Source organism: Priestia sp. LL-8 (assembly GCF_036227845.1).
In the GTDB taxonomy this organism is placed as follows: Bacteria; Bacillota; Bacilli; order Bacillales; family Bacillaceae_H; genus Priestia; species Priestia zanthoxyli.
Genome location: NZ_JAZAQH010000001.1, coordinates 596753 through 612863 on the forward strand (window position 1 = coordinate 596753; position 16111 = coordinate 612863).

A 16111-nucleotide genomic window follows, 5' to 3' on the forward strand; every position below is an offset into this window, starting at 1 on the left:
AATATACGGAGGAATACCCAAGTCCGGCTGAAGGGATCGGTCTTGAAAACCGACAGGGGTGTTAAAGCCCGCGGGGGTTCGAATCCCTCTTCCTCCGCCATTTATTTATATCATATTCATATCATCGCGGGGTGGAGCAGTTCGGTAGCTCGTCGGGCTCATAACCCGAAGGTCGCAGGTTCAAATCCTGTCCCCGCAACCAAAGTGGTCCCGTGGTGTAGCGGTTAACATGCCTGCCTGTCACGCAGGAGATCGCGGGTTCGATTCCCGTCGGGACCGCCATTTACATAAAGGCTCGGTAGCTCAGTTGGTAGAGCAAAGGACTGAAAATCCTTGTGTCGGCGGTTCGATTCCGTCCCGAGCCACCATTTTAAGATGGCGATTGTGGCGAAGTGGTTAACGCACCGGATTGTGGTTCCGGCATTCGTGGGTTCGATTCCCATCAGTCGCCCCATCTTAAGTAACGCGGGTGTAGTTTAGTGGTAAAACCTCAGCCTTCCAAGCTGATGTCGTGAGTTCGATTCTCATCACCCGCTCCAAATAATGGGCCTATAGCTCAGCTGGTTAGAGCGCACGCCTGATAAGCGTGAGGTCGGTGGTTCGAGTCCACTTAGGCCCACCATATTCCACAGTAGCTCAGTGGTAGAGCTATCGGCTGTTAACCGATCGGTCGTAGGTTCGAGTCCTACCTGTGGAGCCATACTGGCCCGTTGGTCAAGCGGTTAAGACACCGCCCTTTCACGGCGGTAACACGGGTTCGAATCCCGTACGGGTCATCTTAAAAGCAGTTTGCATATGCAAACTGCTTTTTTTGTTTGTAAACAGAGTTTATTCTTTTGTCTAAACTCTATTTTTCGTTTTTCTATGATTGCCTCTCTCCGAATTGCATTTCTTATAGCACATCTATAAAAGCTTGTTCTAAATTTCGAAAAAAAACCTACAATAGTAATAACGGCATACTGTTTGTACAAAAGGAGGGGAATGCGTGAAAAAAATTGTTTGGTGGTCCATCGGAGTTTTTCTTGTGTATGGAGCGTGTATTTGGGTGTATTTATTCTATATAAGCGATACCTCTATTCCACAATCATTAAAGGGCACCAGCGTAGACCCGGCTACGTTTATGAATGCACGAGAACTTATGTTGACCGAAAAATATTCAAAAATTAGAGATGCACTCTTTTTTATCCGAATTCCATATGAGTGGCTAGGGTTTATTTTAATTTTAGTGTTAGGTGTATCTAAGAAAGTTAATAAGTGGTCTAAAGACATCAGCCGTTTCAGTCTTCTCCAAACTGCTATTTATGTATTTTGGTTATCCGTTCTGCTGCTGATCTATTCTTTTCCTATGGACTGGATTAGCTTTAAGCTTTCAAAGGCTTACCATATTACGACGCAACCTTTCCAAGGATGGATGAAGGATCTCTTTACAGATTTTTGGGTAAACTATGCCACCATGTTTTTAGTGATTGCTGTGTTATATGCATTCATTCGTAAGTTTTCAAAAAGATGGTGGCTGTATGCATGGCTAGTATCTATTCCATTTACGCTATTTTTGACGTTTATTCAACCAGTGGTTATCGATCCGTTATATAACGATTTTTATCCATTAAAGAATAAAGAGCTAGAGACGAAAATTTTACATTTAGCAGACGAAGCTCATATACCTGCTAAGCATGTATATGAAGTAAACATGTCTGAAAAAACGAACTCTCTCAATGCATATGTGACGGGAATAGGTTCTAATTCAAGAATTGTGTTATGGGATACTACTCTTAATAAATTAACAGAACGTGAAATTTTGTTTATCATGGCGCATGAAATGGGTCATTATGTAAAGAAACATATTTATGTGGGGATTGCTTCAGCATTAGTTTTATCGATCGTAGGTTTATGGCTAACGAAGCACTTAGCTCGCTTTGTGATTAAGAGATGGGGAAAAGCATTAAAAATTACTTCTCTTAGTGATTTAAATTCTTTACCGCTTATTCTACTTATTTTTTCTGTTCTTACATTTGCTGTGAGTCCGTTAACAAATATGCAGTCGCGTCATCATGAACTTCAATCTGACACGTACGCCATGGACCTAACAGGAGATAAGCAAGCTGCTATTAAAACGTTTCAGGACTTAACGAAATCAGGACTGTCTCAGGTAAATCCGCCGTATTTAGTGAAGATTTTCCGATATGGTCACCCAACAATACTGGAAAGAATTTCATTTGTTGAGAAGTATGAAAGAAATGAATAAGTGATATAAGAAAAAGTAAAGGATATATGAAGCCTTTTATACGTAGGTATTAATAGAAAAGCCTCCTTGCGAGTAGGAAAAAAATTCTAAAAGGAGGTTTCATTTTCGAAAGTACTGTTATATAATAACGTATGTAAAATAAAAACTGTTTTATAACAATAGGGAGGAATAGTTATTTGTGATTGAAAAGATAGCAGTCTAAATTCTCAGCGTATATTCACCTCAGCTAAGTCTTACTACATGTCCTTCAACTACTTACTTATTTCATCTACGTTCTCGCTAACACTATGGCAAACTGCTAATTTACTTCATCATGAAACAGACATATTCTAACTGCTGCGTTTTATATTTTTATGAATATAGAATTTTAAATTCATTAGGGGGTATAAAGAATGAAAGACATTCGTGTAAAAAACCTTGAAGAGAACTGGAAAAGCGATGAGCGTTGGAAAGGAATTGAACGTCCATATTCTGCAGAAAAAGTCATTGGGCTAAGAGGGTCCATTGATATTGAACATACGCTTGCTAGAAGAGGAGCCGAAAAGTTCTGGAACTTATTAAAAACAGAGCCATACGTTCATGCATTAGGAGCTTTAACAGGAAATCAAGCAGTACAACAGGTAAAAGCGGGGTTAAAAGCAATTTACTTAAGCGGATGGCAAGTAGCTGCAGATGCAAATCTTTCAGGAAACATGTATCCTGATCAAAGTTTATACCCGGCAAACAGCGTGCCGCATGTTGTGAAACGAATCAATCAAGCGCTGCAGCGTGCCGATCAAATTCAGCATTTAGAAGGAGAAGGGGATATCGATTACTTTGCTCCAATTGTAGCAGATGCAGAAGCAGGGTTTGGAGGACAGTTAAACGTATTTGAACTAATGAAAGGAATGATTGAGTCGGGAGCATCTGCCGTACACTTTGAAGATCAATTATCCTCTGAGAAAAAGTGTGGCCACCTTGGCGGCAAGGTATTGCTGCCAACTCAGACCGCTGTGAAAAATTTGATTGCTGCTCGTTTAGCTGCTGATGTAATGGGTGTTCCAACACTTCTGATTGCTCGTACCGATGCTGATGCCGCTGATTTAATTACAAGTGATGTTGATCCTGTAGATCGCCAGTTTATTACAGGTGAACGCACCGCTGAAGGTTTTTATCGCACGAGAGCCGGAATCGATCAAGCTATTGCTCGTGGCTTAGCATATGCGCCATATGCTGATCTAGTATGGTGTGAAACGTCTGAACCAAACTTGGAACAAGCACAAAAATTTGCAGATGCTATTCATGAAAAATTCCCAGGTAAAATGCTTGCTTATAACTGTTCACCATCTTTCAACTGGAAGAAAAAATTAGATAAGAAAACGATTGAAAAGTTCCAAAGAGAAATCGCAAAAATGGGCTACAAATTCCAATTCGTTACGCTTGCTGGCTTCCATGCTTTAAATCACAGCATGTTTGAGCTGGCACGAGGATATAAAACAAGAGGAATGGCAGCTTATTCAGAGTTACAAGAGAGAGAGTTTGCTAGTGAAATAAATGGATATACTGCTACAAGACATCAGCGTGAAGTAGGAACGGGTTATTTTGATGAAGTGGCGCAAGTAGTTTCTGGTGGGACTTCTTCTACCACAGCTTTAAAAGGTTCAACGGAAGAAGAGCAGTTTCAGGCACATAAATAACAAAAAATCTATGAGTGGAACGGTTAGTTACTTCCACTCATAGGAAAAATCCTAACAAAAAAGATTCTTACATCTGTAAGAATCTTTTTTTATGTAGTAAACACGATTTAACAGACAGCTGTTCTTCCTGAGAAGAAAGTATCTGCCTGTTAAACGTACATATAAATCATTAACATGAATTAAGTTCTTAAAATATTAAGTAGATGTTTGAAGCAGGGATTGGTACTGTGCTGATAGCTCATAAAAAGCAATTTCATCACGTTGATCTAATGCCGTGTTAATGTTTGTTTCTAACAGTTCTTTTTGACGCTTAAAAAGCGATTCATCAATTACCATTTCGATATAAACATCCAACATACTCACAGTATCAATTACTTTTTTCTTGCGAGCGAGGGACTTCATCATTTCCGTGTACGATTTTTCATTGTTCATACCTCATCACCTCTGCACCCTTTTTATTATTATATAGATTAAAAGAAGAAAAAACAACTAATTTTCTAAATTTTTAGATTTTTATTTTTGGAAATGATAAAGTAAGAGGGAAACGCTACTTTCGTTTTTATCGATTGACTATTTGGTTTAAAAATGAATGCTTGGGGGCGAAGAAATTGAATCATTTAAAAAAGCGTACGGTAACGATAGAGGATTTGTATGAATTGAAGTCTGTTTATAATCCTCAGATTTCTCCAGATGGAAAAAGTGTAGTTTATACGGTTCGAGAAACGAAGAAAATAGAGAACGCGTATGAAACGCAGCTGTTTATATTAGATCTTGAAACGAAAGAAACTAAGCAATTAACGTACTATAAAGGGAATAATCATTCTCCCGCCTGGTCCCCGGACGGCAAGTGGATTGCTTTTTTATCCGATCGCAGTCAAGCCGTTCAGCTCTACCTATTAGCAGCGACAGGCGGGGAAGCAGAAGCACTCACAGATCTTGAAAAAGGCGTTAGTAATCCAGTGTGGTCTCCTTATAGTGACGAAATTATGTTTTCCACAAAAGTAGAAGAAAAAGCTGTAAGAGTTGAACAAAATCATGAACATCCCCAGCCGTATGAAGTGGAACGTTTACTGTACAAATCCGATGGTAGCGGCTATTTAAAAGGTGAATATACGCAAGTTGCTGTCGTTAAACTTAAAAATAAAGAAGTGACGTTTTTAACGGATGGACCTTATCATCACTCTGTAGGGTGCTGGTCTCCCGATGCAAGCTCAATTGTATTTTGCAGCAGCCGAGGAGAGAATCCGGATTTATCGTTAACCATGGACGTGTTTATTTTGCATCGTGATACTAAAAAATTAACATCTATTACAGCAGAAACAGGATATTTTCATCAAGTTTCGTGGTCACCAGATGGATCATACATAGCTTACATTGGAAATGAACGTACATACGGATCGGCTTCAATGAATGACATATATATTTATCAGATTTCCAACCAAAAAACAGCTTGTATCACTGCCGGTATAGACGTAGAAATAGGAGATATGGTAGCGGGAGATTTCCACTTTGGAAGAACCGCAGCGGGAATTATGTGGAGCAGTAATCAAGAATTTTATTTTGTCGTAAGTGAAAAGGGGTCTGTAGGCATATATAAAGGAAATGTAAATGGGAAGTTAGATCCTGTGCTTATGGACAATGCTCACGTATATGGGATATCTGTTCTTCCAAACTGTGAGGAGGCTATCGTGGCAATCAGCACATTTACACATCCCGGAGATCTTTATTCTCTAAATTTAAAAACAGAGGAACTAGTGAAGCTGACAAACGTTAATGACTTATTTTTAAAGCATGTGCAGCTCACAGAAGCAGAATCTTTTTACGCGACTTCTACGGACGGTATACATATCCATAGTTGGGTAGTAAAAGCTGCTGCCACAAACCATGGATCTCCAACCATTTTAGAAATCCACGGAGGTCCGCATCTTATGTATGGTCATACATTTATGCTTGAATTCCAAGTACTTGCATCAAAAGGGTTCAATATTATCTTTTCTAATCCAAGAGGCGGCAGAGGGTATGGTCAAGCCTTTACAGATGCCGTTCGAGGAGATTACGGAGGCATGGATTATACGGACTTGATGGCAGTGACCGACGAAGCAATTAACCGCTACGCTTATATTAATGAAGATAAGCTTGGCGTAACAGGAGGAAGCTACGGAGGGTTTATGACAAACTGGATTGTAGGAAGTACAAATCGGTTTAAAGCAGCGGTGACGCAACGGTCTATTTCAAATTGGACGAGCTTTTACGGCGTTAGTGATATTGGCTATTATTTTACCGAATGGGAGTTAAAAGCTGATATTTATGAAAACCCGGAAAAACTTTGGAGTCACTCGCCGCTTCGTTTAGCAGAGAACGTTAAAACACCACTTTTAATCTTACATAGCGAACAGGATTATAGATGTCCAATTGAACAAGCTGAACAGCTTTATGTAGCGCTGAAAAGAAAAAATAAAGAAGTAGAATTTATTCGGTTTCCTCAGTCTAACCATGAACTCTCTAGAAGCGGTAAGCCCAATTTACGAACGGCGAGACTAAAATATTTAACAAGCTGGTTTAAACGTTATTTAAAACAGTCTCAGTAAAAAGTGCATGGCTGTTCAACCAAATATGTGTGCGTAAATAAAGGCTGTATGACAAACGTAAAAGGGCAGGAAAGATAAAACGCTGTAAAACTTTTGTTTGGTAAAGGAAAGTAGTACAATAAGTGAAAAGTAGCACAGTTGTTTAAATAAGGAGAACATTCGATGGATTTTGAAACATTAAAGCATTATTTGACATTAGACGGCGTCCTCGAGTTATTAAAACAATATCAATCATTTGGAATCATTCCGGGGCTGCTGTTGCCTATTTTAGAAGCGTTTATCCCTATCTTGCCGCTTTTTGCGTTTGTAATGGCTAATGCTGCTGCCTTTGGCTTATGGTTAGGCTTTTTAATTTCATGGATTGGGAGCTGCATTGGATCACTGCTTGTCTTTTTGATTTTTAGAAAATATGGACAGGCGAGGTTTTTACATTTCATCAGCCGCCATGCGCAAATTCGAAAAATCATGATTTGGGTGGAACGACACGGTTTTGGACCGCTGTTTATTATGCTTTGTTTCCCTTTTACCCCATCTTCAGCGATTAATGTAGTAGCCGGACTATCACGTGTCAGTATGGCTCAGTTTATGCTTGCTGTATTAGCGGGTAAAATGGTCATGATATTTATGATGAGTTTTATTGGGGCCGATTTTGTTTCATTTGTGAAACAGCCTTTAAAAGCAGTACTTGTTTTAGTGATCATTTTTGTCCTATGGCTTGTTGGAAAGCAAATTGAACGAAGGTTAAATGAAAAATCTAAAGTGAAACAGTATGACAAATAGTTTGTTTATATATAACAAATAGTGATGGAAGACTGCGTTTTAATAGGCAGTCTTTTGTTATACATGCAGCCAAAAAGGGTATCGTAAACTATAGAGAAGCCTTTTCTTATAGGAATACAGCAGCATTTTTGAAAGGATCTTAAAATTTTTCTTAAAGAAGTTATTTGTCTGTTTATTCGGTTGGAAGAACAATGCACATACAGAATATCTGTCCAGTAATGAACAAGTTTTTTGTTTATCAATTATGAAAAATATGCTAAAATAAAAGAAAAAACTGGGAATAAATTAGATATCTATTCCTAGTTGCACCTAAGTAATGAACCCTTTGTTTTCTCGAGATATACATGTTTTTTCTCAACATGTATTATCACCTCATGTATTTCAAAACGTTTTCTTGAAAATTATATGAATGATTTTTGAGCTTGACTACTAAGATGTAAGTAGAGGGATCATTACTAGAAAAGCACCGAATGATCATTAAGACGTGCTTGGCGTCGTTTTGAGGAGGGGAATGCGCTACTAAGATTCAAGCGACTTGCTGATTAATCGTTGTTAGTAAGCGTCTTATAGCGCGGGTGACATGAGATTAAAAGATAAAGTGGCAATTATTACGGGTGCAGCAAATGGGTTAGGGTTCGAAGCTTCTCGAATTTTCGCACAAGAGGGTGCAAAGGTCGCTATGGTTGACTACGATGCAAAAGTAGGAGAAGAACGAGCAGCTCAGCTAAAAGAAGAAGGCGGAGATGTAGCATTCTTTCAAGTGAACGTAGCGGATCGAGACAGTGTAGATGCAATGGTAGAAGAAGTCGTGAAACGCTTCTCTAAAATAGATATTTTAATTAATAATGCAGGTATCACCAGAGATGGAATGCTAACTAAATTATCAGTTGAAAATTTTCAAGCGGTCATTAACGTAAACCTTACAGGCGTTTTTCACTGTACGCAAGCCGTTGTACCGCATATGATTGCTCAAGGTAAAGGGAAAATTATCAGCACGTCTTCAGTGTCCGGCGTATATGGAAATGTTGGTCAAACGAACTATGCGGCGACAAAAGCCGGCGTAGTGGGAATGACCAAAACATGGGCTAAAGAGCTTGGGCGAAAAGGAATTAATGTAAACGCTGTAGCTCCCGGGTTTATTGAGACGGATATGGTGAAGGCGATGCCGGACAAAATCATTGATCAAATGAAATCCACTATTCCTTTACAAAGGTTAGGTCAGCCTTCTGACATTGGTTATGCTTATCTTTATTTAGCCTCTGATGAGTCCAACTATATTAACGGCACAACACTGCATGTAGATGGTGGAATCATGATGTAAACGTAGAAAATAACTCTCTTTCCTAAAACTTTTCAGTGGTCATTTGGCTACTGAAAAGTTTTTTTATTGCATCCAGCATTTCACATATGTGCAAAGTGGAATTTTGTCTGCAAGTTCAGTAAAATAATAAGGAGAGAGATAGAGAGATTTAGCTGATTATCACTATAAAATTTTGACGACTGCGTCACGTGTTTGCGTGGCGTTTATCCATTTTGCACTTAAACAACTAAAAATATAGAGAAGAAAAATGAAGGGGTGAAAACGTGGGGCTACAGTTTTTATTAGGACGTTCAGGAAGCGGGAAAACGGAATATCTTTTAAATAGCATGCGCCACGAGCTGTTAAATGCTCCGCTTGGGCATCCACTTATTTATATTGTACCTGAACAGATGACATTTCAGTCGGAGTATGCGCTTGTTCAAACACCTGGGTTAGAAGGAATGATGCGTGCTCAAGTTTATAGTTTTACACGTCTTGCGTGGCGTATCCTGCAAGAAGTCGGAGGTATTAGCCGCTATCATGTGGATCAAACAGGTATTCATATGATGCTTAAAAAAATTATCGAGCATCAAAAAAAAGAGCTTCGATTGTTTGCGAATTCTTCAGAACAAGCAGGGTTTATTGAAGAATTAGAAAAAATGGTTAAAGAGTTTAAACAGTACACGGTGGATGCACCGTCTCTTGAAGAGATAAAGCAAAAGCTGCAAGTAGAAGATGAGAAGGTCCTTGCTGATAAATTACATGATTTACATCTTATTTACGGAGAATTAGAAAAACAGCTGATGACAAAATATGTAGATGGAGAAGATTATTTGAAGCTGCTGAGTGAAAAAGTAGCGTCTTCTGCCTACCTTGCTCAAGCAACGATTTATGTAGATGGATTTCATCACTATACTCCTCAAGAATTAACGGTATTAGTAGAGCTGATGAAAGTTTGTAGAGAAGTGAAAATAGCGGTGACTTCTGATTATTCGTATCAAGATTTTATTCCAAATGACTTGCACTTGTTTCGATTAACGAGCGAAACGTATCAAGAAATAATGAGTCTGGCGGCTGAAAACGGGATAGAAGTTCAAGAGCCAAACGTATTTAATGAACAAAAAAGGCATCAAAACAGTCCAGAGCTTGCCTATTTAGAACGATATTATGATGAACGGCCAACGCCGGAATTTCAGTCAGAGCCCGAGCACATTCAGCTGCTGCCGGCGGTTAGCCGAAGAGCAGAGGTAGAAGGGATTGCAAGAGAAGTGCTGTCGCTTGTGCGTGATCAGGGCTATCGCTATCGTGACATTGCTTTGATTGTTAGAAATGCAGAAGACTATCATGACTTGCTTCAAACCATTTTTCGAGATTATGAAATTCCATACTTTATTGACCAAAAGCGAGCGATGTTTCATCATCCACTCGTTGAATTTATTCGTTCAGTCTTAGAGGTGGTAAGCGGGTCATGGCGATATGAAACCATCTTTCGAGCAGTGAAAACAGATCTTTTATTTCCTTTGTCATCTGATGTGCACCAGCTTCGCGAAGAGATGGATGAATTAGAAAATTACGTACTTGCTTACGGTATTCAAGGATCTAAGTGGACGAGTAAGGAACCATTTACCTACAGAAAATATCGTTCGCTTGAAGATATGAACCTTGGGAAAACGGACGAAGAGCTTGCTTTTGAGCAAAAAATAAATGAATTAAAAAATATGATTGTTCCTCCTATTTATTCGCTTCAGCAAAAATTAAAGCAAGCGAAAATAGGAAAAGAAAAAGCAGAAGCACTCTATCGTTTTTTAACGAATTTAGATATTCCACAAAAGATAGAAGCGCTGCGCAATCGATGTGAAGAAGAAGGAAAGCTTCAAGAAGCAAGAGAGCACGAGCAGGTATGGAAAGCAATTCTTCACTTATTTGATCAGTTTGTTGAAATGATGGGAGAAGAGAAAGTATCGATTTCTTTGTTCGCAGATCTATTTGAGACAGGGCTTGACAGCATGCAGTTTGCACTTGTTCCGCCTGCACTGGATCAAGTGGTTGTGGCAAGCTTCGAGCGTTCGCGTTTATCCGGTATCAAAGCAAGCTTTTTGTTAGGTGTAAATGACGGTGTGATTCCAGCTAAACCAAAAAGCGATGGCCTGTTATCTGAGAAAGAAAGAGAGCAGCTGCTTGAATCAGGTTTATTACTTGCGCCAACTGGAAGGCAAAAGTTGTTTGACGAACAATTTCTCATTTATTTAGCACTTTCCAGCTCTTCTGAAAAACTTTATGTTTCGTATCCTCTTGCCAATGAGGAAGGGAAGACTCTGCTGCCTTCACTCGTTATTAATCGAGTAAAAGAGCTGTTTCCGCTCCTGCAGGAAAAGCTGTTAATGATGGAGCCTACGGATTTAGAAGAAGAAAAGCAAGTTGATTATATAACAAATCCTTTAACAAGCATCGCGCATTTAGCCAGCCAGCTGCAAGGTTGGAAACGTCATTATCCGATGAGTTCGGCTTGGTGGGATGTATATAATTTTTATGTAGAAAATCCAAATTGGAACTCATACAGTGAGAGGGTACTAAGCAGCTTATTTTATAAAAACGAAGCAAAAAGGTTAACAAAGAAAACGAGTCAGCGTCTGTATGGAAAGCATATTCAAGCAAGCGTATCGAGAATGGAGAAATTTGAAGCCTGTCCGTACGCTCATTTTGCTTCTCATGGGCTCAAACTTAAAGAACGAAAAGTTTTCAAATTAGCAGCTCCTGACATAGGCGAGTTATTTCACGCGGCGCTGAAGATGATTTCAGACGAGCTTCGCGGCGGTCAAAAAGAATGGAAGAACTTAACGAGAAAAGACTGTCAGCAGCTTTCTACGGCTGCGGTGCACGAACTTGCTCCGCGCTTACAAAACGAGATTTTATTGAGCTCTAATCGTCACCATTATTTAACGCATAAGCTGCAGCAAATTATTGAACGGGCGTCGCTTGTGTTAAGTGAGCACGCTAAGGTGAGTGGGTTTGTTCCTGTTGGATTGGAGCTTGGATTTGGACCTAGCGCGGAGCTGCCTTCTATGCAGTTTACACTGCCAAATGGCCATACGATGGAACTCGTTGGTCGAATTGACAGGGTAGATAAAGCGGAAAGCTCCAAAGGACTTTTACTGCGTATTGTCGACTATAAATCAAGCGATAAAGCATTAAACTTAGTGGAAGTGTACTACGGTTTATCTCTTCAAATTTTAGCTTATTTAGACATAGTCGTGACGTATGCTGAACAGCTTCTTCATGATAATAGAGGAGCATTGCCTGCTGGCGTTCTTTATTTCCATGTTCATAATCCAATGATCAACAGTACTAAAGCATTACAACCTGATCAAATTGAAGCCGAAATCTTCAAGAAGTTTAAAATGAAAGGACTGCTTTTAGGGGACGAGGAAGCAGTCCGATTAATGGACGAAACGTTAGAATCAGGGCACTCACAGGTTATATCGGCGGGTATTAAAAAGACAGGGGGCTTTTATTCCAATTCTTCGGTTGCGAGCGAAGAAGATTTTACACATCTCCGTCAGTATGTGCGAGGTAAGTTTGTAGAGGCAGGTACTGAGATTACAAATGGAAAAATTGATATTTCGCCTTATAAGCTAAAAGATAAAACACCATGTGCGTTTTGTGAATACCGCTCAATCTGTCAGTTCGATGAATCAATGGAAAACAACGAATATCGTCAGCTTAGTACAGAGAGTCAAAATGTTATTTTAGATAAAATTCGAGAGGAGGCCAAACGAGATGAGTGAAGATATACACGTAAAACCGGCCGACTCCCAGTGGACGGATGATCAGTGGAACGCCATTGTTTCATCCGGTCAAGATATATTAGTAGCCGCGGCGGCTGGCTCAGGAAAAACAGCGGTTTTAGTCGAACGTATTATTAAAAAGATTACGATGGGCGAGGAACCAATCGATGTTGATAGATTACTAGTTGCTACGTTTACAAATGCTTCTGCAGCCGAAATGAGAAATCGAATTGGAGAAGCATTGGAAAAAGAGTTAAAAAAGAATCCATCTTCTTTACACTTGCGCAGACAGCTTAATTTATTAAACCGTGCGTCGATTTCTACGCTTCATTCTTTTTGTTTAGAAGTCATTCGTACGTATTATTATATGATTGATGTAGACCCTGGTTTTCGAATTGCGGATGATACGGAAGCAGAGCTCCTTCGTGAAGAAGTATTGGAAGAACTGTTTGAAGAGCAGTACAGTATTGAACAGAACGAGCGATTCTTTGATTTAATTGATCGTTATACAAGCGACAGAAATGACTTAGATATTCAGCTTATGGTAAGAAAGCTATATGACTTTGCACGATCTAATCCCGACCCAAACGGATGGCTTAAAATGATTGTGAGTCAATATGATGTCACAGAGGACTCTTCTATTGATTCACTTCCGTTTCTGTCTTTTCTTTTACAAGAAGTAACAACGCAGCTCATGGGCATTGAGTCGATTTTAAAACAGGGCTTAGAGCTAACAAAGCTGCCGGGAGGGCCTGCTCCTCGCGCTGTTAATGCAGAGGAAGACTTGGCTCAAATTCATCGGCTGCTCAGCGCTTCTAAGCATTCTTTTGCTGATTTGCATGAAGAAATGCAGAGTTTGAATTTTACTCGTTTAAAGCCATGTAAAGGAGATGCGTACGACTCGCAGCTTTTAGATGATTTTGGAGAGCTTCGCAAAAAAGCGAAAACAAGCCTTGAGAAGCTTCATGCTGATTTGTTTTCTAGGCCTTTGCACGGCTACATGGCTGATTTTGAAAAAATGAAGCCCGTTATTGAAACGCTAATCTTTTTAGTTCAGCGCTTCGGTGAACGATATGAACACATCAAAAAAGAGAAAGGTTTAGTGGACTTTTCTGATTTAGAGCATTATTGCCTGCAAATCTTGAGTGTAAAAGAAGACGGGGTGCTTAAGCCTTCGTCCATTGCTCAAAAATATCGCACTCAGTTTGAAGAGGTGCTTGTTGACGAATATCAAGATACAAATATGGTTCAAGAAACACTAATTAAATTAGTGACGAGAGATAGTGAAGAACAAGGGAATTTATTTATGGTTGGAGATGTAAAACAATCCATTTACCGCTTTCGTTTAGCGGAGCCATTTTTGTTTTTGACGAAGTACAAGCGATTTACGCAAGATGGACGACAATTTGGAAAACGTATTGACTTAAATAAAAACTTCCGAAGTCGTTCTCAAGTGCTTGACGCCACAAACTTTATTTTTAACCAGCTGATGGATGAAGAAGTAGGAGAAATTGCATATGACGATGATGCTTCTTTAAAATTAGGAGCATCGTATCCAAAAGTGGAAGGAATGGAAACGGAGCTTCTGCTGATTGCAAAAGAAAATGCAGAAGAAGGAGCGGAAGAAGAATCGGATTCTTCTCTCGTCGCGTTTTCAGAAGCAGAGCTTGAAACGGCTCAGTTAGAGGCAAGAGCAATGGCGCGCAAAATCAAAGAACTCGTTCAAAACCGTTTTCAAATATATGATCGCAAGCTCGATATCATGAGAAACGTAACGTATCGTGACTTTGTTATTTTGCTTCGTTCCATGCCTTGGGCTGCGCAGATTATGGATGAATTTAAACAAGAAGGCGTGCCGATTTATGCGGATTTATCAACAGGCTATTTTGATGCTACTGAAGTGATGATTATGATGTCTTTATTAAAAGTAGTAGATAACCCGCATCAAGACATTCCGTTAGCTTCTGTTCTTCGCTCACCGGTAGTAGGGCTTTCAGATGAAGAGTTGGCTACACTGAGAGCAGAGCAAAAGAAAGGAACGTATTATGATGCGTTGAAAACGTACTTAGCGGTTTCAGATGATGAAGAACTTCGCGATAAAGTGAAATATTTCTATGAGCAGTTAAAAGCATGGAGAACACAAGCTAGACAAAGCTCTTTGTCAGAACTAGTATGGCAAATTTACCGCGACACGGGTTTCTTTGAATTTGTTGGCGGACTTCCTGGCGGGAAACAGCGTCAAGCCAATTTACGTGCTCTTTACGATCGCGCTCGCCAGTATGAGGCGACTTCATTTAGAGGTCTGTTCCGCTTTTTACGCTTTATTGAACGGATGCAGGATCGAGGGAACGATTTAGGAGCTGCTCGAGCGCTGGGAGAACAAGAAGATGTGGTGCGTTTGATGACGATCCACAGCAGTAAAGGTCTTGAGTTTCCTGTCGTTTTTGTAGCTGGTCTTGCTCGTCAGTTTAACTTAATGGACTTGAATAAAGCATATTTACTCGATAAAGAACTAGGTTTTGGATCTAAATATATTGATCCAAAACTGCGTATTACGTACCCGACTCTTCTTCAGCAGACCATGAAGAAAAAAATGAAAAAAGAAAGCATGGCAGAAGAAATGCGGGTATTATACGTAGCTTTGACGCGTGCGAAAGAAAAGCTTATTTTAGTCGGAACAGTAAAAGATGCACCAGAAAAGCTTAGACAGTGGAGCTCTGTTATGGCACATGAAGATTGGACGCTTCCAGCTCACGTGAGAAGAGATGCAAAATGTTATTTAGACTGGATTGGACCTTCTTTAATTCGTCACCAAAATGTTAGTCACATGGTTGAAGGAGAGGTCCAGCCGGCTGAGATGGTTCATCAGCATGCTTCAAGCTGGAAACTTTCAACGTTATTAGCGGTTGATTTAGCCGAACAGCCTCTTGAAGAGCAGCAGCATCATGAAGAGCTCTTGAACGCTCTTCAAAAGCATGAGCCAGTTTCAGAGTCCAGCGATTATAAAGACGAAGTGTATAGACGATTAAATTGGTCTTATGATTATCGTGTAGCTTCCGTTCATCGTTCGAAGCAATCTGTTTCTGAACTAAAAAGGCAGCAGCAGCTGACGGATGCAGGTGGAAGCGACGATCTCGTTCGGGGATCTAAAGCACCTCTTGAAAACCGTCCGCTGTTTCTTCAAGAAAAATCTCTCACAGGAGCTGAAAAAGGAACAGCCACACATGCCGTTATGCAGCAGCTTCCATTAAATAAAGCTTATACCCTCGAAATGGTTCAAGACTTTATTCAATCAATGGTTACCAAAGAATTATTGACGCAAGAACAAGCGGATGCCGTTGATGCAAATGATGTAGCAGACTTTTTAGACAGTGACATTGCACAAGGTATTCGAACGGCTCGCAAGGTTTATAGAGAGATGCCTTTTAGTTTAGGTGTCTCGGCTAAAGAAATCTATGATCATTGGGAGCAGGAAGACGAAACGATTTTAGTGCAAGGTATTATTGATTGTTTGTATGAAACGGAAGAAGGCCTCGTTTTACTTGATTTTAAAACGGATAATATTTCGGATCGTTTTGAAGGGGATTTTGAACGAGCAAAACCGTTTCTAATCGAAAGGTACCGCATTCAGTTAGAGCTTTACGCAAAGGCCATTGAGCGGATTGTAAAACAACCTGTGCAGCATCGCTATCTGTACTTTTTAGATGGTGGACATGCTGTTGAAATATAAAAAAAGA

The 16111-nt window shown here is 39.8% G+C and carries 8 protein-coding genes and 9 tRNA genes; 16 read left to right on the plus strand and 1 reads right to left on the minus strand.

Annotation, left to right across the window (positions count from 1 at the left end; all coding sequences use genetic code 11):
* Positions 1-7 precede the first annotated feature (7 nt).
* The 11 genes from U9R83_RS03195 (at position 8) to aceA (ending at position 3921) form a co-directional block, all read left to right on the plus strand.
* A tRNA-Ser gene (locus U9R83_RS03195) sits at positions 8-100 on the plus strand.
* A 25-nt stretch (positions 101-125) separates the two neighbouring features.
* Positions 126-202: transfer RNA gene (locus tag U9R83_RS03200), tRNA-Met, on the plus strand.
* 4 nt (positions 203-206) lie between these two features.
* Positions 207-282, plus strand: a tRNA-Asp gene (locus U9R83_RS03205).
* 10 nt (positions 283-292) lie between these two features.
* Positions 293-368: transfer RNA gene (locus U9R83_RS03210), tRNA-Phe, on the plus strand.
* Positions 369-378: 10 nt separating this feature from the next.
* Positions 379-454: transfer RNA gene (locus U9R83_RS03215), tRNA-His, on the plus strand.
* 11 nt (positions 455-465) lie between these two features.
* Positions 466-539: transfer RNA gene (locus U9R83_RS03220), tRNA-Gly, on the plus strand.
* A 6-nt stretch (positions 540-545) separates the two neighbouring features.
* Positions 546-622 (plus strand) — tRNA-Ile (locus tag U9R83_RS03225).
* Positions 623-625: 3 nt separating this feature from the next.
* Positions 626-700: transfer RNA gene (locus U9R83_RS03230), tRNA-Asn, on the plus strand.
* Positions 701-704: 4 nt separating this feature from the next.
* Positions 705-776: transfer RNA gene (locus tag U9R83_RS03235), tRNA-Glu, on the plus strand.
* A 209-nt stretch (positions 777-985) separates the two neighbouring features.
* Positions 986-2245 carry a M48 family metallopeptidase gene (locus U9R83_RS03240; protein ID WP_115653039.1) on the plus strand — a complete coding sequence of 420 codons (1260 nt, stop codon included), beginning with the start codon at positions 986-988 and terminating at the stop codon, positions 2243-2245.
* A 392-nt stretch (positions 2246-2637) separates the two neighbouring features.
* Positions 2638-3921, plus strand: coding sequence for an isocitrate lyase (gene aceA / locus U9R83_RS03245; RefSeq protein ID WP_014461647.1), 1284 nt, complete (start codon positions 2638-2640; stop codon positions 3919-3921).
* Positions 3922-4116: 195 nt separating this feature from the next.
* On the opposite strand, the gene U9R83_RS03250 is transcribed toward aceA, so the two are convergent.
* Positions 4117-4353 (minus strand): IDEAL domain-containing protein, encoded by a 237-nt coding sequence (locus U9R83_RS03250; protein ID WP_013055344.1) that lies wholly within the window; start codon positions 4351-4353, stop codon positions 4117-4119.
* Positions 4354-4529: 176 nt separating this feature from the next.
* Between U9R83_RS03250 and U9R83_RS03255 the strand changes: the two genes are divergently transcribed.
* The 5 genes from U9R83_RS03255 (at position 4530) to addA (ending at position 16104) form a co-directional block, all read left to right on the plus strand.
* Positions 4530-6509, plus strand: coding sequence for a S9 family peptidase (locus tag U9R83_RS03255; protein ID WP_014461646.1), 1980 nt, complete (start codon positions 4530-4532; stop codon positions 6507-6509).
* Between the two features lie 162 nt (positions 6510-6671).
* Positions 6672-7289 carry a TVP38/TMEM64 family protein gene (locus tag U9R83_RS03260; RefSeq protein ID WP_014461645.1) on the plus strand — a complete coding sequence of 206 codons (618 nt, stop codon included), beginning with the start codon at positions 6672-6674 and terminating at the stop codon, positions 7287-7289.
* Between the two features lie 580 nt (positions 7290-7869).
* Positions 7870-8610, plus strand: coding sequence for a 3-oxoacyl-ACP reductase FabG (gene fabG / locus U9R83_RS03265; RefSeq protein WP_014461644.1), 741 nt, complete (start codon positions 7870-7872; stop codon positions 8608-8610).
* 263 nt (positions 8611-8873) lie between these two features.
* The gene (addB, locus tag U9R83_RS03270; protein WP_243550236.1) at positions 8874-12374 is read left to right on the plus strand and encodes a helicase-exonuclease AddAB subunit AddB; all 3501 of its coding nucleotides are present in this window, start codon (positions 8874-8876) and stop codon (positions 12372-12374) included.
* The gene (addA, locus tag U9R83_RS03275) at positions 12367-16104 is read left to right on the plus strand and encodes a helicase-exonuclease AddAB subunit AddA (RefSeq protein WP_243550238.1); all 3738 of its coding nucleotides are present in this window, start codon (positions 12367-12369) and stop codon (positions 16102-16104) included. Before addB ends, addA begins: the two co-directional genes overlap by 8 nt.
* Positions 16105-16111 lie beyond the last annotated feature (7 nt).

Coding starts and splice junctions, on each gene's coding strand:
- aceA (WP_014461647.1), top strand. CDS start 2,638: ATGAAAGACATTCGTGTAAAAAACCTTGAAGAGAACTGGAAAAGCGAT.
- U9R83_RS03250 (WP_013055344.1), bottom strand. CDS start 4,353: ATGAACAATGAAAAATCGTACACGGAAATGATGAAGTCCCTCGCTCGC.
- U9R83_RS03260 (WP_014461645.1), top strand. CDS start 6,672: ATGGATTTTGAAACATTAAAGCATTATTTGACATTAGACGGCGTCCTC.
- fabG (WP_014461644.1), top strand. CDS start 7,870: ATGAGATTAAAAGATAAAGTGGCAATTATTACGGGTGCAGCAAATGGG.
- addA (WP_243550238.1), top strand. CDS start 12,367: ATGAGTGAAGATATACACGTAAAACCGGCCGACTCCCAGTGGACGGAT.